Annotated in this window: 16 protein-coding genes and 2 pseudogenes; 8 read left to right on the plus strand and 10 right to left on the minus strand. The window is 61.9% G+C overall.

Annotated features, from left to right (window positions below; translation table 11 throughout):
• Entirely contained in the window at positions 1–243 is a 243-nt protein-coding gene (locus ACQY9P_RS03960; RefSeq protein WP_421736561.1) for a YdcH family protein, read from the minus strand.
• A 107-nt stretch (positions 244–350) separates the two neighbouring features.
• Positions 351–1,079 (minus strand): enoyl-CoA hydratase/isomerase family protein, encoded by a 729-nt coding sequence (locus ACQY9P_RS03965; RefSeq protein WP_421736560.1) that lies wholly within the window; start codon positions 1,077–1,079, stop codon positions 351–353.
• Positions 1,080–1,345: 266 nt separating this feature from the next.
• Here ACQY9P_RS03965 and ccrA point away from each other — a divergent pair, with 266 nt between their 5' ends.
• A complete protein-coding gene (gene ccrA / locus ACQY9P_RS03970; RefSeq protein ID WP_421736559.1) occupies positions 1,346–2,620 on the plus strand; it encodes a crotonyl-CoA carboxylase/reductase in 1,275 nt (424 codons plus the stop codon).
• Between the two features lie 196 nt (positions 2,621–2,816).
• Here the strand turns inward: ccrA and ACQY9P_RS03975 are convergent.
• Positions 2,817–3,533: pseudogene (locus ACQY9P_RS03975) on the minus strand (ATP-binding protein); the annotation flags it as partial.
• Between the two features lie 84 nt (positions 3,534–3,617).
• On the opposite strand from ACQY9P_RS03975, the gene ACQY9P_RS03980 reads away from it, so the two are divergent.
• The 5 genes and pseudogenes from ACQY9P_RS03980 (at position 3,618) to ACQY9P_RS04000 (ending at position 7,989) form a co-directional block, all read left to right on the plus strand.
• Positions 3,618–4,340: a TnsA endonuclease N-terminal domain-containing protein gene (locus tag ACQY9P_RS03980; RefSeq protein WP_428151632.1), complete on the plus strand. Its 723-nt coding sequence runs from the start codon at positions 3,618–3,620 to the stop codon at positions 4,338–4,340.
• Positions 4,324–6,072, plus strand: coding sequence for a Mu transposase C-terminal domain-containing protein (locus ACQY9P_RS03985; protein WP_421736557.1), 1,749 nt, complete (start codon positions 4,324–4,326; stop codon positions 6,070–6,072). Before ACQY9P_RS03980 ends, ACQY9P_RS03985 begins: the two co-directional genes overlap by 17 nt.
• Positions 6,065–6,979: a TniB family NTP-binding protein gene (locus ACQY9P_RS03990; protein WP_428151172.1), complete on the plus strand. Its 915-nt coding sequence runs from the start codon at positions 6,065–6,067 to the stop codon at positions 6,977–6,979. Before ACQY9P_RS03985 ends, ACQY9P_RS03990 begins: the two co-directional genes overlap by 8 nt.
• Positions 6,976–7,410, plus strand: a pseudogene (locus ACQY9P_RS03995) (TniQ family protein); the annotation flags it as partial. The gene ACQY9P_RS03990 and the pseudogene ACQY9P_RS03995, both read left to right, overlap by 4 nt.
• A 159-nt stretch (positions 7,411–7,569) precedes the next feature.
• The gene (locus ACQY9P_RS04000) at positions 7,570–7,989 is read left to right on the plus strand and encodes a hypothetical protein (RefSeq protein WP_421738321.1); all 420 of its coding nucleotides are present in this window, start codon (positions 7,570–7,572) and stop codon (positions 7,987–7,989) included.
• Positions 7,990–8,012: 23 nt separating this feature from the next.
• Here ACQY9P_RS04000 and ACQY9P_RS04005 read toward each other — a convergent pair whose 3' ends face one another.
• The 4 genes from ACQY9P_RS04005 to ACQY9P_RS04020 are packed head-to-tail and all read right to left on the minus strand — an operon-like array spanning position 8,013 to position 11,011.
• Complete coding sequence (locus tag ACQY9P_RS04005) at positions 8,013–9,371, minus strand: ThiF family adenylyltransferase (RefSeq protein ID WP_421736555.1); 1,359 nt, start codon at positions 9,369–9,371, stop codon at positions 8,013–8,015.
• Positions 9,371–9,832 (minus strand): hypothetical protein, encoded by a 462-nt coding sequence (locus ACQY9P_RS04010; protein WP_421736554.1) that lies wholly within the window; start codon positions 9,830–9,832, stop codon positions 9,371–9,373. The genes ACQY9P_RS04005 and ACQY9P_RS04010 overlap by 1 nt, the downstream gene beginning before the upstream one ends.
• A complete protein-coding gene (locus ACQY9P_RS04015; protein WP_421736553.1) occupies positions 9,829–10,287 on the minus strand; it encodes a hypothetical protein in 459 nt (152 codons plus the stop codon). The genes ACQY9P_RS04010 and ACQY9P_RS04015 overlap by 4 nt, the downstream gene beginning before the upstream one ends.
• Positions 10,280–11,011, minus strand: a complete 732-nt coding sequence (locus ACQY9P_RS04020; protein WP_421736552.1) for a multiubiquitin domain-containing protein — start codon at positions 11,009–11,011, stop codon at positions 10,280–10,282. The genes ACQY9P_RS04015 and ACQY9P_RS04020 overlap by 8 nt, the downstream gene beginning before the upstream one ends.
• Before the next feature lie 135 nt (positions 11,012–11,146).
• Between ACQY9P_RS04020 and ACQY9P_RS04025 the strand changes: the two genes are divergently transcribed.
• Together ACQY9P_RS04025 and ACQY9P_RS04030 are read left to right on the plus strand one after the other, a co-directional pair.
• Positions 11,147–11,536: an MbcA/ParS/Xre antitoxin family protein gene (locus tag ACQY9P_RS04025; protein ID WP_421736551.1), complete on the plus strand. Its 390-nt coding sequence runs from the start codon at positions 11,147–11,149 to the stop codon at positions 11,534–11,536.
• The gene (locus ACQY9P_RS04030) at positions 11,517–12,236 is read left to right on the plus strand and encodes an RES family NAD+ phosphorylase (RefSeq protein WP_421736550.1); all 720 of its coding nucleotides are present in this window, start codon (positions 11,517–11,519) and stop codon (positions 12,234–12,236) included. Before ACQY9P_RS04025 ends, ACQY9P_RS04030 begins: the two co-directional genes overlap by 20 nt.
• A 148-nt stretch (positions 12,237–12,384) precedes the next feature.
• Here ACQY9P_RS04030 and ACQY9P_RS04035 read toward each other — a convergent pair whose 3' ends face one another.
• From ACQY9P_RS04035 to ACQY9P_RS04045, 3 genes are all read right to left on the minus strand, one after another.
• Complete coding sequence (locus ACQY9P_RS04035) at positions 12,385–13,509, minus strand: alpha/beta hydrolase (protein WP_421736549.1); 1,125 nt, start codon at positions 13,507–13,509, stop codon at positions 12,385–12,387.
• 965 nt (positions 13,510–14,474) lie between these two features.
• Entirely contained in the window at positions 14,475–16,100 is a 1,626-nt protein-coding gene (locus ACQY9P_RS04040; RefSeq protein ID WP_421736548.1) for a hypothetical protein, read from the minus strand.
• Entirely contained in the window at positions 16,097–17,143 is a 1,047-nt protein-coding gene (locus tag ACQY9P_RS04045) for a protein kinase domain-containing protein (protein WP_421736546.1), read from the minus strand. Before ACQY9P_RS04045 ends, ACQY9P_RS04040 begins: the two co-directional genes overlap by 4 nt.
• Positions 17,144–17,215: the final 72 nt, after the last annotated feature.

Here is a 17,215-nt window from a genome sequence, read left to right on the forward strand (position 1 = left end):
TCAGGCCAGCTTGGCCAGGGCCGAGGCGATCTTGTCCTTCAGTTCCAGGCGCTGCTTCTTGAAGTCCTCGAGGACGGCGTCAGCCACCGCTTCGATGTTGGTCTCCATCCGGTGAACGGCGCGATTGATCTCGTGATAGCCGTCGACCAGCTTGGCGAAGTGGGCGTCGCTGGTCTTCAGCGCGTGGATGCGGTCGGCGTCCTGGGGAAACTCTTCGTGCAGTTCATGGGGCGTGTTGCTCATGGCTCAGGACTTCCAGCAAATTGACGCCCAGCTTGGCGCCGCACGCATCCTGCGCGAGCGCGGAGGCGCCGGCCTTGCGGTCGATCAATCCGCGCCGCGCTTCCCGCTCAGGCCCGCAGGAACAGCGCTGTTCGTTTGGCCATGAACGCGGCGACGGCCTCGCCGTGATCGGCGCTGGCCACCAGCGCGGCCACATCCGCCCTGCGCCCGGCGACCGCCCGCTTGGCGGCTTCGACCGCCAACGGCGCGCGCGAGGCGATGCGTTGGGCCAGATCCAGCGCGGCCGGCAGCAGCGCATCAACCGCGCACACCTGCGTCACCACCCCATCGGCCAGAGCCCGCGCCGAATCAAAGGTCGCGCCGGTCAGCAGGTGCGCCTTGGCCCGCGCCTCGCCGATCAGCCGGGGCAGGCGAACCACCGACGCCATCAGCCCGATATTGACGCCGGACGCCGCGAAACTGGCCCGCTCGCTGGCGATCCGGATGTCGCAGGACAGGGCCAGCTCCAGTCCGCCGCCCAGGCACCAACCGTCGATGGCGGCGATGATCGGGACCCGGCAGGCCTCGACCTCGTCCATCAGTTCATTGAAGCCCAGCACGGCGGCCAGCTGGCCATCGCCCCGTCCCGCCGCCTCGCGCAGGTCGTCGCCCGCGCAGAACGCGCCGTTGCGCCCGGTCAGCACCACGGCCCGCACATCAAGGTCGGCGTTGATAGCCGCCAGGGCGCGGGACAGCTGGCCGCGCAGCGCCATGCCCAGGCCGTTGGCCGGCGGGCCGTCCAGCTCCAGAAGGACGATCGCGGACGCGGGGCGGGAGACATGCAGGGTCGGGCTCATGGCCAAACCTCGCCGATCGTCGCGCGCTTGACCAGCCGCTTGACCCGCGATGCGTCGCGCAGCGGACACGTCCATGCTGCGTCGCACAAGATTCCACTTGCCAGTTTCAAACAGTTGTCTCAGCTTAGGCGGCTTCGGGGTGGTTTCTCCCATTTCGAGCCGAAAATGACGGGCCGGCGAGGTGAATTCACCGTTTCGACCGGCGCGCGCGCAGCCGAGTTGAGCTTTCGGACGTTGCTGCAACGCCGAAAGAAACGGGGAGTGACATGACCACCACCACGCTTGAAAAGACGCCCGTGAAAGACCTTTACGAGATCGGCGAGATTCCGCCGCCCTTCCATGTGCCCGCCAACATGTACGCCTGGAGCATCCGCAAGGAACGCCACGGCAAGCCGACCCAGGCCATGCAGGTCGAGGTGGTGCCCACCTGGACCATCGGCGAGGACGAGGTGCTGGTGCTCGTGATGGCCGCCGGCGTCAATTACAACGGCGTCTGGGCCGCGCTCGGCGAGCCGATCAGCCCGCTGGACGGCCACAAGCAGCCTTTCCACGTCGCCGGCTCCGACGCCTCGGGCATCGTCTGGGCGGTGGGCAAGAAGGTCAAGCGCTGGAAGCCCGGCGACGAGGTGGTCATCCACTGTAACCAGGACGACGGCGACGACGAGGAGTGCAACGGCGGCGACCCGATGTTCTCCACCAGCCAGCGCATCTGGGGCTATGAGACCCCGGACGGCAGCTTTTCGCAGTTCTGCCGGGTGCAGTCGCGCCAGCTGATGCCGCGCCCCCAGCACCTGACCTGGGAAGAAAGCGCCTGCTACGTCCTGACCCTGGCGACGGCCTATCGGATGCTGTTCGGCCACAAGCCGCATGAGCTGCGGCCCGGCCAGAACGTGCTGGTGTGGGGCGCCTCGGGCGGCCTGGGCGTGTTCGCCACCCAGCTGGCCGCCGTGGCCGGCGCCAACGCCATCGGCGTGGTCAGCTCCGAGGACAAGCGCGAGTTCGTGCTGTCGATGGGCGCCAAGGCGGTGCTGAACCGCAACGAGTTCAACTGCTGGGGTCAGCTGCCCAAGGTCAACGGCCCCGAATTCAACGACTACATGAAGGAAAGCCGCAAGTTCGGTAAGGCGATCTGGCAGATCACCGGCAATCGCGACGTCGACATGGTGTTCGAGCACCCCGGCGAGGCGACGTTCCCGGTCAGCGTCTTCGTGGTCAAGCGCGGCGGCATGGTCGCCATCTGCGCCGGCACCAGCGGCTTCAACCTGACCATGGACGCCCGTTTCCTGTGGATGCGCCAAAAGCGCGTGCAGGGATCGCACTTCGCCAACCTGATGCAGGCCAGCGCCGCCAACCAGCTGGTCATCGACCGCCGCGTCGACCCGTGCCTGTCGGAAGTGTTCCCCTGGAACGACATTCCCCTGGCCCACGAGAAGATGCTGGCCAACCAGCACCTGCCCGGCAACATGGGCGTGCTGGTCTGCGCCCAGCGGCCGGGTCTGCGGACCTTCGAGGAAGTGCAGGAACTGAGCGGGGCGCTCTAGGCATTCCGCCTGCGACCCGTCGGCGAAGCCATTCCCTCTCCCGGTGGGAGAGGGAAGCGGCCCCCGCGCCCAGGGCTTCGGCGAAGACCTCCTCGAGCACGGCCAGCCGCTCATCTCAAGAACGACCAAGCCTGTCGAAAATCGAGCGTCGGCTGGCTTCGCTTGCCCCTCTTCGGCGCCCGGCCAATGCCGCCGCTCAGAAGGTCGACTGGCCCAGGGCGGGAACAGCCTGCTCCTCGCCCGGCGCGGCCGAGCGGCGGTGGGCCAGGGCTTCGGCGACGTGGACACGGCGGACGCTGGGCGCCCCCTCCAGGTCGGCGATGGTGCGCGACAGGCGCAGCACGCGGGTCCAGCCCCGGGCGCTGATCCGGCCGGCCTCGGCGGCGCGGGCCAGCAGGGACCGGCCCGCCTCGTCGATATCGACGATCTTGTCCAGGAAGGCGCCCTCGGCGCGGCCGTTCAGGGCTTCAACGCTGCCTGCCGCCTCGGCCCGGTCGATCTGCAGCTGGCGGGCCCGCGCCACCCGCGCGGCGACCTCGGCCGAGCCCTCGACCGGCGGCGGCAGGGCCAGGTCGGCGGCCGTGACGGCGGGCATGTCGACCGACAGGTCGATGCGGTCCATCAGCGGACCCGACACCCGGCCCTGATAGTCGCGCTGGCAGCGCGGGGCCTTGCCGCAATAGCCCCGGCCGGCGCCGCCATGGCCGCAGCGGCAGGGGTTCATCGCCGCCACCAGCTGCACCTTGGCCGGATAGCGCACATGGGCGTTGGCGCGGGCCACCATCACCTCGCCGGTTTCCAGCGGCGCGCGCAGGGAATCCAGAGCCTGAACCCCGAACTCGGGCAGCTCATCCAGGAACAGCACGCCATTGTGCGCCAGCGAGACCTCGCCCGGCTTGGCCTTGTGCCCGCCTGTGAAACTGCAGAACCCGGTGATCGTGCGGGCTGCTGAAACGAGACAGGAGGCCAACAGTCCATGATTTCAATGCAACAGCCCATGAGTGCCAATTGCAGGGCGCAACAGCTGGCGAGTTTGGTTGATCATGTTACTGGGCGCTCGGTTGCGTCTCGACCGCCCAGGCCCCTGAGCGCCTCTCGCGGTACCCTTCGCGCGCCGGCGGGAGCTGAACCCGTGGCTTTTGAATCTGCCCTCGAACGCGATTTTCTCGTTTTCTGTCGAACCGAGCCTCGGGTGAAAGAAGTCCGCGCGCAGCAGCTTCAGATCCATTATTGGGACCGGAAAAGGCAAACACACCGTAGGTACACCCCAGACTTCGTCGTGGAGTTTGATGGAGGCGCTGGGCTGACGAGCGCAATTGTAGAGGTCAAGCGATCACAAGACCTGTGGCGCTCGCGGTGTCAGATGCGATGCGCATACGCCGCAGCCAGGGTTTGGGCTGCTGGCCAGCCGAACACCATTTTTCGGGTCGTTACCGATCGGCTTATGGCGGGGAATTGGATAATCAATGCCCGCTTGCTGTCTGCTTCACTCGATAGAGCATGCGATGTTGCGGCGATCTCAGCTTGCAGCGAGCTTTTCGCCTCCGGCGAGCCGCGACAACTAGGGGCGGTGCTTTTGCAAGCTAGGGAACTTGGGCTTAATCCTGATACTATACTCGGCGCTGTGTATCGCATGGTCGCGCTCGGTCAGCTGGATCTTGACCGTGGGCATCCAATCACGATGACTACATGGGTTACCCGTCATGAAGCGCCGAAGTGATTACGAGAAGAAACTGGCTAAGCCCGGACCTGGCGCCGAGTTAGATATCCAGTTCATTGAGCCTGATCTCGTCGAGGTGGCTGAAAAGCGACGTGCAGCAATCTTGGAATTGGAAGCTGCCGAAAAAATAACGGCAGAGCTGGTTGCAGGTGCCGCCGCAAGTCTTGGCCTCTCAACCCCGCAGTTCAACCGTTATCGACGCGCTTTTCGTGAGAAGGGTACGCTTACGTCTTTGCTGCCCCAGCGCAGCAATGGTGGTCGCGGTGGCCTGCGACTTGATCCTCGTGTTGACGTCATCATCGTTGAGGTTCGCCTTGAATATGACCGCGACCGCCCAAACGCCCTGGATCATCATGCTTATAAGGAAATTCGCAGGCGGTGTCGTGCCAACGAATTGGCAGAGCCGTCGTTCAACACCCTACGCAGCCGCTACGCTAACGTCCCGATAAGGCAACGCACGGAGCGAAAGTTCGGGAAAAAGCTAGCACGCGAACGGCACTCGCTTCTTTTTGGAGAGACACCTCCAACGGCGTTTCCGCTTGAGCGCATCCAGATCGACCACACGATGGTCGATGTGGTTTGCACTGGCGTTGAAGACAGGGACCATGTCGGCCGACCATGGATAACAATCGCCATCGACGAACACACTCGGTCGGTTTTAGCGTTTGTTTTGTCCTGGGAGTATCCCAACGCGACAACCGTGGCGCTGCTGATCACGCGGATTATGACGCCCAAGCGGGATATGTTGGAGCGTCTAGGATCTCAAGTCGATTGGCCCATGTACGGCAAGCCGGCTTCGATCTACGTCGATAACGCCAACGAATTCAGTTCTCGCGCCGTGGTGTTCGGCTGCAACCAGTGGAACATTCCAAAGCCGGAAACGCGGCCGGGCGGTATGCCGCACTTCGGGGGCATCATCGAGCGCTTTATGGGGACGGCCATGACGCAGCTACGACTGCTGAGCGGCACTACAGTCCATCAGAGGGGTTTTGGTAAGGAGAGAACCAAAAATCCCAACGAGACGGCTGAACTTAGTTTGCCAGAGCTTGAACTTTGGATGCTCGAAGCTATCTGCGGCCAATATCATAAGCAGCCGCATTCGGGAAACGGCAACCAGCGCCCAGACCTTGCCTGGAATAGAGGGATATACGGCACCGAAAAGCGAGCTGGACTTGGCGAGCCTGAGGTTGTGAAGGACAAATTGAAGCTGTTTCTGGATTTTGCGGAAATAAATCTCCGCACCATCGAGCGATATGGCGTTCAGCTCGATAAAATTAGGTATCAAGGTGATGTTCTTCAGCCTTATCTTGACGCTGGAGATCAGCGAAAATTTGTAATCAAGCGCAACCCATATGATCTTTCTTGTGTCTGGTTTCTCAGGCCCGAAGATGGGAAGTATTACGAGCTTCGGACAATGGTGCTGACTAGCTCAAACGTTTCGCTCTGGGAGTGGAAGGAGCATGGGCGACGCCTGCGCGAACTGGAAGATGTGGCAGACGTCGAAGCGCAAGACCGCTCGATTGCGCGACAACGCGAGCTCGAAAAGGCCGCGAGTAGCGCGACTAGCCGACATAGGCGCCGTAAAAATCAGGAGCGCAGGTCGTTGGCAGCGACTGTGACGGCAGAGATCGTTGGGTCCTACGAAGGGAAGCCCTACGTTGCGTCTCCGAAGGCTCAGCCTTCCTACCGGCGCGACGTATTTTTCCAGGTGGACGATGAATCGCTTGGCTGATTCCCGGATCCTCACGCGAGGCGCCCAGGAGGTGCTTAAGGCGGATGACCTAACCCGACTGAAATTTGTCAGGCGAAGGCCGTTCATTTTGCATGGCGCCGCAAAAGACATTCACTTGAGATTGGAAGAAGCCCTCGAAGACTTTCCAACAGAGGGTGATGCCCACATTCTAATTGTTGGCGACTCTGGCATGGGTAAGAGCAAACTTGTGAAGCGCTTCGCCGCGCTTCATGGGTGCCCAGAGGATGGCAGCGCCAGCGCGGCGCGGATCCCCGTTCTCTATGTGAGCTTTGCAATCACAGCCTCGCCGAAGGGCTTTCTCGGGAGGATTTTGGAGCGCCTGAATGCCCCCTACAGTTCGAATGCCAGTTCCGAGGTGCTCTACCCGCTCGTTCTTCGCCTCTTGCGAAGGATTGGCCTCAAGATGCTCATCGTCGATGAGGTGCATCACGTCTTCAGCGGCGCGAAAGACCGGCGATTGGAGGCCCTCGCCGTTTTAAAGCTGCTTGGCAACGACCTCGGGATAACCATCGTCGCTTGCGGCATAGATACCGCGTTGCGCGCGATCCAGATCGATCCTCAGATGGTGCGACGGTTCGATCCCATCCCGCTAAATCGTTGGACGGTGAACGACCAGAGCGCGGGTTTCCTCAACAGCCTGGAGGCGCATCTACCGTTAGCGCATGCTTCGAACTTGTCTGAGGAAAGAATTCTAACGTGGATTTTGACCGAAGCCGAAGGGCTGACGGGCGAAATCGTTGGAATTGTACGCAGGGCCGCGGTTGAGGCGATCAAGACGCAACGAGAGCGGATTGATCTCCAAACCTTGCGCTCCTTGGACTGGATTCGTTTGTCGGCACGCACCAAGGCCTCCGAAGCCGCGCTGAAAATTGGTAGCCCCCGGTGACACAGCTCACGCTCTGGCCGTGGCGTCCGCGCCCTCAGCCAGATGAGCTGCTTTCGTCCTGGTTACGAAGGGTTGCGCTTGGGCACGCCCCCAGGGTCCATAGCTTTTGCCACTCTGTCTGGCCTGGGTTGCAAATTTGGAACCGAGATATCGACGCCTCGGCTCCGCCGGTTCTGACAACCGTTCTTGCACGCTCTACAGGCCTTTCGACCGACGACGTCGAACAAACAACATTCCGCCCGTTGTCCGGAACTTTATTTGAGCATCTGCGGGTAAACGGCCCAACTGAATTGTTGCTAGTTGTCGGGATTTATCATCGCACGCGCCGTCGGGCTGGCCTGCAATGGTGCCCGCACTGCTTGGCGAGTGATGTCGAGCCCTATTACCGCCGACGCTGGCGATTAGCGCTGGCCAGCACATGCCCAAGTCATGGGGTAGTTCTGGCTGATCGGTGTCATGATTGTGGGCGCCCGGCGTCTCCTCATCGGGGGGTGGACCCATTCTGCGACGTTTGCCATGCCGATCGGCGCGAAACTCCTGTTGTGACTGCCGACTCTTGGGCGCTGCAATTTGAGTATCGCCTAGCTGAGATGCTGAAGCCCGACGTTCGTCCGATGACTGAGCTGGAAGCGCTTCACCCTCTCGCTTATTTCGGCGTCATGCATCGAGTGATGACCATCATTGCTGGAGGGCGGCGCGCACAAGCCCTGCGAAATCAAATTGCAAAGCATTCGGGCGGCGATCCATCACCACCCCAGGCAAGTCAGTTGGAGTTCTTGTGTAGCTCCGATCGGCATCGGATTTCTGGCCTTGCGGCCAGATTGATGCGCGGATGGCCATGGATGTTCATTGGCCTTTGCGCCGACGCTCGCATTTGGAAAAGCTGGGCGCTCCGTGATCAGCGCAAAGGCTGTTCTCCATTCGCCTATGAAGACACGGTGATCCGCTATCTCTCGGGCATGCCGGAGCCTGGTACGGTCGGATCCAGCGCTCCGCTCCTAGGAAGCTAGACTAAGGAGAACAACGATCGAACTCAGTCTTCCCGCTGATCGCCCCAAAGGGAGCTGGCCAAGCTCTGAGATTCCGGCCGGCTACAGAATTCACATTCAGGGTGGCGTGACCGAAGCTTCCGTAGCCGCCTCAGAGGCGCCTTCCAAGGATCGACCTGCCAGTAATTGACTTGTGGCGCCTCTGCCGCCCACCGGAGCATTTCCAGTACCAGCAGAGCGCCGGCGAGGGCCGAAACGAAGGCGAACGGCGCTAAGACCTGTTTCCCCTCAGGCGTGCGAAGTGCCTGCGCTCCGCAGAGCTCCCGAAACAAAGTGTCGAATGCCTTGCCGGCGATGGCGGTGGCATCGATACCAGCATGCATCGTTGCCAGCTGTTCAGCGACCTCCTGGCTGATAAATCCGGCTTTAATCGTCTCCAGCTCCAAACCCAGACCATCGGCGATCGAGCGCTCACGCGCATGCTCGTCTGGAATATGCCGATAAATGCAAGCTAGGCAGGCATTGGCCGTCGGCTGCTTATGCGCATGTACCACCACGCCGCGAACATCGGTGGTCGAAGCGTCGAACACTGCACCTGGCAAAAACTTTTGGATGCTACGGCGCGCGCGGCGGCTATCGACCGTCACGATTACCGTTCCGACGGGCCCGCGGCCGGCCATGAAATCTTGAAACTCGACCGTCGCAGGTGAGAGGGTGAGATGCAGAAAGTCGCCGCTCGCCTTTTGGGCCAGTACGTTGGCTTTAGGCTGTCCAACATCATCGGCGTCGAGATAGAGGCAGCGGTTGGGATTTCCAGCGCCCACGAGCTTTGGATCAAGGATCGTGATTTCGCCCGTGGTCGGGACGTGGCGCAGTGCGCGGAGGAAGCCATGAGCTACCGCTCCCGCGCCGACCAGCACCGCATCCGTGAAGTGCAAAGGCTTGAGATTTGCCAGGTCTGGGAAGCCCAGTTCGGCCTTCGAAATGACCAGAGGATCGGGCACTGAAGGCAAAGAGGGCACGCCAATAACAGCATGCAAGACCGCCGCCGCCACCGGGCAAGCCGCGATGGTCCGAAAGAGCGCATGGGGCTGTTCCACGCCCGCTGTACAGCGCTCTGTTCCGACCTTGGCTTCTCGCTCGTCAATAGTAGTGAAAAGCGCCTTCGCGGAGGACCGTGGCGCCGCCTGGCCGATAATCAGCTCGACATCCGCCTGTTGTGGATGCGTGGTCACAGCGACTGTGCGTTCAAGAAGCGCAACGATCTCTGAGCCCCAAGCTAGAGCGGAAGGCGACCCATCGCTCGTAACCAGCACTTTCCGGTCGAGGCGCTCGGCGGCTTCATCCAGTTCCGCCCCCATTAGAGCAGCCAACATTCGAGCGTTTTCAGCGGCAGCGGTCATCAGACGAGCTCCAGTTTCGCACCCGGGCCGCGATTAGGCGTTAGCGCCCAATCTGCCTCAGGGGTGAAGGCGTAGGTCATCACCTCGTCGAGAAAGGTCTCGGCTGTGGTCGTGGCGGCGAAGCGCGGCAAGACCAGCGACAGGGCCCCGACATGACGAACAATCGCCCACTCTGCGTCGGCTTCCGAATGGAATGCATGCCCCGGGTGGGTATGGATTTGGGCGACGATCTTCAGCCTTTTTGACCGGAGATGGCTCATCAGCTGACGCATGCTATGCGGGGGCAGATAAAACCGATCCTTTGCCGTCACCTGTTCTGGCTCATAGGCTTCAAGGACGCGTCCACCGGCGCTCGTCGCGCCCAGCCAGAGAACGACCCGTTCGTGTCCGACGACCCCACCAGCCCGAAGGGTGGCCAAGGTCCTATTGAGGATGGTTAGGGGAACATTCACCTGGGTCATTTTACCGCCCGCCGCCAAACTTGAGAGAGTTGATCCAGCAGACCGAGCAAGTCGTTGCCGCTCAGGCCGCGATAGCCGTCCCACGTCTCGCCACGATGGCCTTCATGAGTGTGGAACTCGCGCGAGCCACGCATGCAGACGAAAGGCTGGCCAGTTTGGGTGTGGGCGCTGGGGTTGAACACGCTGCCGCCCCTGTCGAACATGGCCCTGTCCTCGTTCGAGTTCGGCTGGACGGGCGAGCCGTCCAGCCGCAGGAGAGCTATCGACGGCGGGATGTCGTCCCATCCGTCACAGGTAAAGCGCACGCGCAGCGGTGACGCCGAAGGGCGCCGGAAGATCACTTCGAGAACCGGAAACTCCGATCGAACGATTTCCCACCCGCGCTGAGCGGCCAGCCGAGGCGTTAGCCGGCCGACGTCACGCTCGAAGGCCGCTTTTGCAAGCGCTTCAAGCATAGCCGCCACCACCTTCCGGCGCGCTCCAGTCGAGTTCGACCGCCCCCGCCAAACCGTTGTCGGCGAAGCTCTGGGCCGGATCGATACTGCGCCCGTCAATCGACACGACCCACCCGGCAGTGTCGGCGATGTGCAGGGCCTCCGCCGCGAGCTGCAGCACAGTCTGGACGAGGGCCGACGCCGGAACGCGCAGGGCGCCTTCAGCGGGGAAGACCCCGGCGGTGGCGAAGACGGTCACCAGAACTTGGTCCGGCCGGGTCCCGGGCCGCGTGATCAAGTGCTCGGCGCCGCGCGGGGCGAACGACAAGCTACCACCGGGGCGCAACACGACATCCGGCTGGTCCACGCGTTCGAGGACCAAATCGTGACCTTCCGGGACGTGGAAAAGGGTCAAGAAGTCATCGACCTCGATCGTTTCAGCGCACCAGACCTCACCGACCTCGTCGAGGGTGAAGGTGAAGGCGCGATCACCCAACGCCGCACGGAAGACGGCGCCCCCGACCTCGCGGAGATCGATCTTGTCGTCGAGCCCGATCAGACGCGTGCGACGGCTTTTCACCATCACGAGGATGAACTCGCTGGCCGGTGCCAGGCCGCCAAGGCCGAGGAGATCGCGCCCCGTGAGAACCGGGTCGTCACTCTGGTAGACTTCGCCATTGAGAGGGACGGACCAATTTCGGCGCCGGTCCTCTTGCGTGTCGATGGGGATGGTCTTGGTATCCATAATGTTTTCCTTCCCCAATCGGGGCTTGCTTGACAGGTTTCGCATAGAGACTAATGTCGGTTTTAAGTCCCGATGTAGACAGTCTATATGTGGACGATACCGGCAGTCAAGTCCGGAAGTGGATGGAGCGACGTAATGGAGGAATTGTCACCCGGGGCCCAGGAGGGTGCCGGGGCCTCAGGGATTCCTGTCGAGCTGGAGGCCTTTTTCAGCTTGGCGGACAAATGGCGCTTAAGCGCGGATGAGCAGATCACGCTGCTCGGATCCCCAGGTCGATCGACATTTTTCAAGTGGAAAAAGTATGGAGGATCTGTTCCTGCCGATACCGTAGAGCGTATTTCTCATCTATTGGGTATATGGAAGTCACTGAACATATTGTTCACCGTCGAGAATCATGCCTGCGAATGGCTAAGAAGGCCTAACCAATACTTCGATGGAGCCAGCGCTTTGAGTATCATGCTTCAGGGGGGCGTAGTCGATCTCTACAAGGTGCGTTGGTACCTGGATGCGCAACGTGGTGGATGACGTCTCGCTGATAGAGTGGGAAGGCAACGCGTATCGCTTGATCCCTTCCCGCTTCCCGCCGATCTCGATTTACGCTGGCTTGGTGCGCGCTGACCGCACAGCTGCCTTGGTCGAAGTCGAAAGTCTGACAAATCCGCGACTACAGTCCGCGGAACGGCTGATGGCGGCGAGCTTAGCAATTCCCGCGAACTCGCCGCGGCTGCAGAACTGGAACCATGCGCCATTCGCCTATTCTAACCCGGAAGGCGGGCGATTCTTCCCGCCTGAACGGCCATGCTTGGAGCTAGCTGACGGGCATCAAACGGCGCTGGCGATCTCCGTAGCCCGGCGCCAGCGATTCCTAGGTCGAACTGAAGAGCCAGCTATCGGCCTTGATATGCGAATGTTGAAAACTCCCGTTGCGGGCCGTTTTTTCGATCTGCGTACGCTGGATCCGGCGACTCCAACATCAGCGCTTTGGGCGTATGGGGCCCAGGTGCCCCTCGATGCGGACGGCGTTCTCTATCATCCACCTGAACGCCCGTCGGCGACCTGCCTGGCTGTTCTCAAGGCATCGGCGCTGGGCCGCTCCCTCCAGACAGTCCACTATCGATTTGTCTGGAATGGCCGCCAAGTGTCTTCTCTGTACGCGTTCGACCAAGAGGGACGAGTGCTTCCGCCAGAGCGCCTGTCTAGCGATGAAGATGTGCTCGCCGCTTAGATGACTGAAGGGCCGGCCGACTGAAGGTGCCATGCAGTTGGTCGGGCCGCACCAGGCCGCTTGCCACCTCGAATGTTCGCCACCGGGCCGGGGGCTATTTGCTGCTACCGACCCTGTCCGGCAGTCGCCCGCATCCGCTTCGAGTCGCCTACGGCGCAGGCTTACGCTCGGCGCGGACTTTCACGCCGCGCCCTGTCAGGGTCAGCCCGTGTGTATCGAAGGCGACGTCGAGATCCGCCGTGTAGGCGTAGAAGCGGTCAGCGCCGTTCGGCAACCAGTAGGCGGCGGGTTTGTCATCCAGTTGGGCTGACAGATATCCGTCGAACCCCGGCTTGATGGTCAGCGTGTGGCCATCGGGCAAGGCGTAGGCGCCGAGATAGCGCGCCAGCTCGCTCTGCGACGACGGCGCGTAGGGCAAGTCGACCGGTACGGTGGGTGGCAGCACAAAGCGAAAGCCGTCGAGCATCAGGTTCGGATAGTAGGAGATGTGGTTTTCGCCGGGATAGGTTTTGGCTTGCAAGGTCACGCCAGGTTTCGCCCTGAACGCTTCGGCCAAGGCCGCGAAGCCTCGCTTCATTTCGCGCTTCTCCGCCTCCGTAGCGTCCTCGGCGCCGCCGACCGCTAGAAAGACTCTCTGGCCACGCGCTCTGGCCGTCGCCTTGGCGACCCGGTCCACGAGGCCGGGATCTCGCGGAACCACCACGCTGCCGATGATGTAGCCGGCGAAGGCGTCGGGATTGCCCGCGAAGACGTTGGCGGCGAACACCCCGCCGAGCGAGTGACCGAAGAGCACGGAGCCCGCCGGATCGGCTGGGTACTTCGCTTCAATAAACGGCTTCAGGTCCTGAAGCAAAAACGCCTCGAAGGCCGTGCCCCCGCCGCCGGACGTCTTTCCGTCCACGGTGAAGGCGCGGTGGGTGAAGTCCTCATTCCGGGAGGACGGTTGGCCGGGAGCAAGGCGGAGGCTGACGACGATCGCCGGCGCCATCATGGCCCGCGCGCTGAGAAAGACGCTGTTCGGCCCAGCCAGTCCGTAGCCGCCGTCGAGCACGTAAATGGCCGCCAGCTTCTGTCCGGGCAGAGCGACCTTGGCGTTGGGAAGCTGGACGGTGACCTCGTAGTTGCGCGCCAGTCGGTCCGAGTGAACGATAAACCGCGTCGCGTTCTGCTCGGCGACGGAGGCCTCCGAGACAACTGTCAGGGTATCGGCGACCGCCACCGACGCCAGTGTTGCAACGACGATCGACAAACACGCCGCCAAGATCCGGTGCATAGCCCCTCCTGCATTCCAAGGTGAAGCTGGAGGTCCCTGGTGTCCGAAAGGTGACGCGGTGGCGATTTCCTCTCACCACCCCTCTCGGAAGTGGCAACTTCCGTCCGAGACCGCTCGCGGTTCGACCAGCTGTATCGCGCTGTCGTCCTGGCGGCTCAGGCTCTCTAAACGGCTTACACTTCAGATGACGCCGCCGTCCCAGCGGTTAAGACGAACAAAATCGTGGAAGGCGCAACCGGAGTGGCGACACACCACACTCGGCCGAACTTCACCGGCGGCGGAGATTGAATGTTCGCGCAGGACCAGGGAATGCCCCTCCGCGCAGGTCATCTCCGCTTTAAAACGGCGGCGGGTCTGCGGATGGCAATGCTTCCAGTGCATCGCTGGAGGGGTACCAGATCCATCGTAACGGGCCACGGGAATGACCCGATAAACGCGCGCTGGTGGCGCAGGCTGTGTGCGTCCCGACGAAGAAGTAGGCTGCAGCTTCTTAGCGAAGGCGCGCGCAAACAGTCCCATCAACCAGTGAAACATACAAATTCCTCACTCTGTCGTGGCCGGCCGGGGGCAGTTGGCGCCATTCACCTCAGCCTTTAACTCGGCTTTGGTGCTGGCTCGTCGCCGTATAGCCAGTCAATTTCATAGCTGCCGCTAGCCTGGTTCACGATGCATTGCGACGGCCGCTTGAAGAGCTCCCACTCACGGCGGGCGCTGCTGCTACCCATGGTGACCGCCAACTGTTTGGTTGGGTATTCCGCTTGGCGGACGGCATCGCGCGAAACAACCCAGTTATCGCCATCTAAAGCGACACGATAAATTACTCGGCTCATGTCTGTGGACCTCGATTTGGCGCGCGCCATCGCTTCGCTGCCCGTGGGCGCAGAGCGATGGTCGCGGGGCGGGGTAGAGTGGTGGCGGAGGCGGAAAGGCGGCAGGAGCGCTGTCAGGCGCTGTTGAGGTCTCGACTAAGCGCTAACATCATCGGCATCTCCCGGCTTCGGAGCGCCGATCGCGGGGAACGTCGGCACCCCATAGTTGATCCTTGTGCTGATCGCCCAGCTTTTCATCTCGGCGACTGGTGCCGGAGTTACCTGAGGCCGGCTGAGGCTCCGGGCCGCCGCAACGAGTACGCGGTGTGTCCGGCCGCCCTGCACCATCTTCCATGCCTTGGCCCCGTCGCTGAGTGCCTGCTCGGCATCCGGCTGGCCCGCCAGCGTAAGTTCGCGACCCAAATATAGCTGCGCGGACGCCGCTAGAGTGCGATCACCAAGGTGCTGGAATCCAAGTATCGCTCTGCGATAGCGCGCTCGCCCCTCCTCAAAGTTGCCGCGTCGAATAGCAATCAAGCCGTGGTTGGCTTCCGCGACAAAATTGGAAGGATCTTCTGGCGACACGTCGATGTTGGCCAGCATCGCCGCAGCGCGATCCAGATCTCCGTCGGAGGCAGAGGCGAAGGCGAAGGCGTTAACTAGCTTTGGGGCCCTTGGGCGTAGCTTTAGCCCGCGCGAGGCGAAGGCCACAGCCGCTTTGTAATTCTCAGCCTGGCTTGCAACGGTCGCCCCAAATTCGAACGGCCGAATGGAATAGGGCTCCTCGGCCGCCCAACGCTCACAGGCCTCCGAAACGTCATTGAGCTGGTCACTAGCGTACAGGTGGAAAGCGCACGCCTCCCCTGTCTCCGCGACAGACCTAAATCGATCAGGAGGCACCAGGTTTGATCGGGCCATTGGGCTTGCCCATTCAGCTTGCGCCAAGGCGTTGCCAGTAGGATCGACCATGCTTTGTTGAAAGAGCTTTCGCGCCGTCTTGGCGCCTCCGGCGATTAACTCCTGGGTGGCTAAAGCCCCGGATAGCTCCGTTGTCATGCGCGGAGCCAAGCCTGCGCCGTTGAGCATTTGCCGAGCGGCCTTGATGTAGTGCGGCTGCGTTTTAGCTAGCACCGAAAGGCTAATTTCTGCCGCGAGCAACCAGGGATCATCCCGAGTGGCCGCGCTGCGAACTACCAGATCGTGTGCTGCGTCCGGGCGCTGAAGGTGGAGGTAGAGTCGGGCAGCGGACCGCAAAACATGTCGGTTGTCCGGCGCTAACTGCAGGGCCACCTGCATGGCCCGTTGAGCGGGTTCGGCCTGCGCCCGAATGGTGTGGTGGAAGGAGAGCTCCACCCATGACAAAGCGTCTCGAGGGTGAACGCGCGTTCGGCTGCGCCAATATCGGACCGGATTGTCGTGACTTTCGGCCGCTACTTCGGGCAACTCGCCGCTATGACCGGTGAGCTCAAGCAGCTTTGCCGCTTGCCGGCGGATAAGCGGTGTCGCAGATCGCTCCTGAAATACCAGGCGGCGCGCGGCGATAACAGCTAGCGCAGCTTTACCCTCTACTAGCGCTGACTCAACAAGCTCCGCCGCGGAAATAAGTCCGGGTTCGTGGCGCCAGTTGGCCAGGCGGGTCTGCAACTCAGGTGACAGCCTCTGACTTTCTCGGGTCGAGACTGCGCGTCGAAGTGCAGTTAGCTCCCCCCCACGCGCTGTTTGCTCAAGGCTGCGCCAACGCGGCACGAGGAGGCGCTGCGCGATCCAGGCGTCGGGGATCATGCCATGGCCTGTAGGCGCACTTGCAAGCGCGCTCGGCCGCTGGCGGCGTCGAGCGTCGAAACATAGCGTTCCAACGAGTATTGATTATGCCGGCCGATCCCGCGCGGGTGGCCGCGGCGAGCAAGATCAGGAGCGCAAAGCTCGCCAATGAGCCGGAGAACGTCCGCGCAGACCGTTTCGTCGATCACGGGCTTCAAATCTTCGAGCAGGCGCGTGAAGGCGAAGTTCAGATATGGCAGCACTTGCTGATAGGTGCCGGTCCACTGTGATGGATGGTGCTCCGACCCAAGGCGCTCAAACAGCATCGCAGTCACATTGCGACCGGAGAACAGGAAGGCCGCGAGATTGCCCAGCATATAAAGGTCGCACCCAACCCGCCGGGCGACGAAATCGGCGTTGGTATGCCCGTAAAGGAGTTCTGGCGGCGCATAGGTGCGATCGCCCGCGATCTCCCGATCATCATGCCATACGGGATGCCCCTTGCGAGAGGAGCGGCCGAAATCAGCGATCTTGAACGTCTTGTCTCGATAGGCCAGGACGTTCGAAGGCTTGGTGTCCTGGTGGGCGATCATTTCCTTGTGGACCTGCCAGAGCCCAAGGCAAACATCTCGCAGCGCTTGCATTGACCAGACGGCGTCGAACCGGGTGGACAGATCCATTTGGCAACGGACGTCGCCATCTGCCATTTCAAAGATCAGGTAGTAGACACGCCCTTCCATGATTGGCAGTCCCGGAACCTGGACATGGCCATGGTCGATCGCGATTACGACGTGCGAGAGGGAGCGATCGGCACAATGGGTAAGGACGGTCCTTTCATGCTCGTAGCCGGCGGTTAGCCGATTCAAGATCGCCAAAGTATCCTGTCCATCTTCAAACGCTTCCGAAAAGTCGAAAGCCTTGAGGAATCCCTTCCGGCCGTCCCGCACCACCTCGTAACTTTGCGAAAACATCCCGCCCGTACCATCGAGACCTCGGGGTAATTGGCGCGTGATCTTCCAGCCGCCGGGCAGCGCTACACCTTCGAGTTGCTCTGCCGCTGTCATCGCACCGCCCTCACCAAATTCTGTGACGGGTTCCCAGAGACTCGCGTGATCATCTCGGCACCGTATTCGGTC

This window comes from Caulobacter sp. (assembly GCF_965279145.1).
In the GTDB taxonomy this organism is placed as follows: domain Bacteria; phylum Pseudomonadota; class Alphaproteobacteria; order Caulobacterales; family Caulobacteraceae; genus Caulobacter.

What these genes read in the sequence shown, in the direction of transcription:
- ACQY9P_RS04035 (WP_421736549.1), bottom strand. Translation starts at nt 13,509, where the DNA reads ATGCACCGGATCTTGGCGGCGTGTTTGTCGATCGTCGTTGCAACACTG.
- ACQY9P_RS03960 (WP_421736561.1), bottom strand. Translation starts at nt 243, where the DNA reads ATGAGCAACACGCCCCATGAACTGCACGAAGAGTTTCCCCAGGACGCC.
- ACQY9P_RS04030 (WP_421736550.1), top strand. Translation starts at nt 11,517, where the DNA reads ATGCGCAACGTGGTGGATGACGTCTCGCTGATAGAGTGGGAAGGCAAC.
- ACQY9P_RS04025 (WP_421736551.1), top strand. Translation starts at nt 11,147, where the DNA reads ATGGAGGAATTGTCACCCGGGGCCCAGGAGGGTGCCGGGGCCTCAGGG.
- ACQY9P_RS04005 (WP_421736555.1), bottom strand. Translation starts at nt 9,371, where the DNA reads ATGACCGCTGCCGCTGAAAACGCTCGAATGTTGGCTGCTCTAATGGGG.
- ACQY9P_RS04015 (WP_421736553.1), bottom strand. Translation starts at nt 10,287, where the DNA reads ATGCTTGAAGCGCTTGCAAAAGCGGCCTTCGAGCGTGACGTCGGCCGG.
- ACQY9P_RS04020 (WP_421736552.1), bottom strand. Translation starts at nt 11,011, where the DNA reads ATGGATACCAAGACCATCCCCATCGACACGCAAGAGGACCGGCGCCGA.
- ACQY9P_RS04040 (WP_421736548.1), bottom strand. Translation starts at nt 16,100, where the DNA reads ATGATCCCCGACGCCTGGATCGCGCAGCGCCTCCTCGTGCCGCGTTGG.
- ccrA (WP_421736559.1), top strand. Translation starts at nt 1,346, where the DNA reads ATGACCACCACCACGCTTGAAAAGACGCCCGTGAAAGACCTTTACGAG.
- ACQY9P_RS04000 (WP_421738321.1), top strand. Translation starts at nt 7,570, where the DNA reads ATGCTGAAGCCCGACGTTCGTCCGATGACTGAGCTGGAAGCGCTTCAC.
- ACQY9P_RS04010 (WP_421736554.1), bottom strand. Translation starts at nt 9,832, where the DNA reads ATGACCCAGGTGAATGTTCCCCTAACCATCCTCAATAGGACCTTGGCC.
- ACQY9P_RS03985 (WP_421736557.1), top strand. Translation starts at nt 4,324, where the DNA reads ATGAAGCGCCGAAGTGATTACGAGAAGAAACTGGCTAAGCCCGGACCT.
- ACQY9P_RS04045 (WP_421736546.1), bottom strand. Translation starts at nt 17,143, where the DNA reads ATGACAGCGGCAGAGCAACTCGAAGGTGTAGCGCTGCCCGGCGGCTGG.
- ACQY9P_RS03980 (WP_428151632.1), top strand. Translation starts at nt 3,618, where the DNA reads ATGAGTGCCAATTGCAGGGCGCAACAGCTGGCGAGTTTGGTTGATCAT.
- ACQY9P_RS03965 (WP_421736560.1), bottom strand. Translation starts at nt 1,079, where the DNA reads ATGAGCCCGACCCTGCATGTCTCCCGCCCCGCGTCCGCGATCGTCCTT.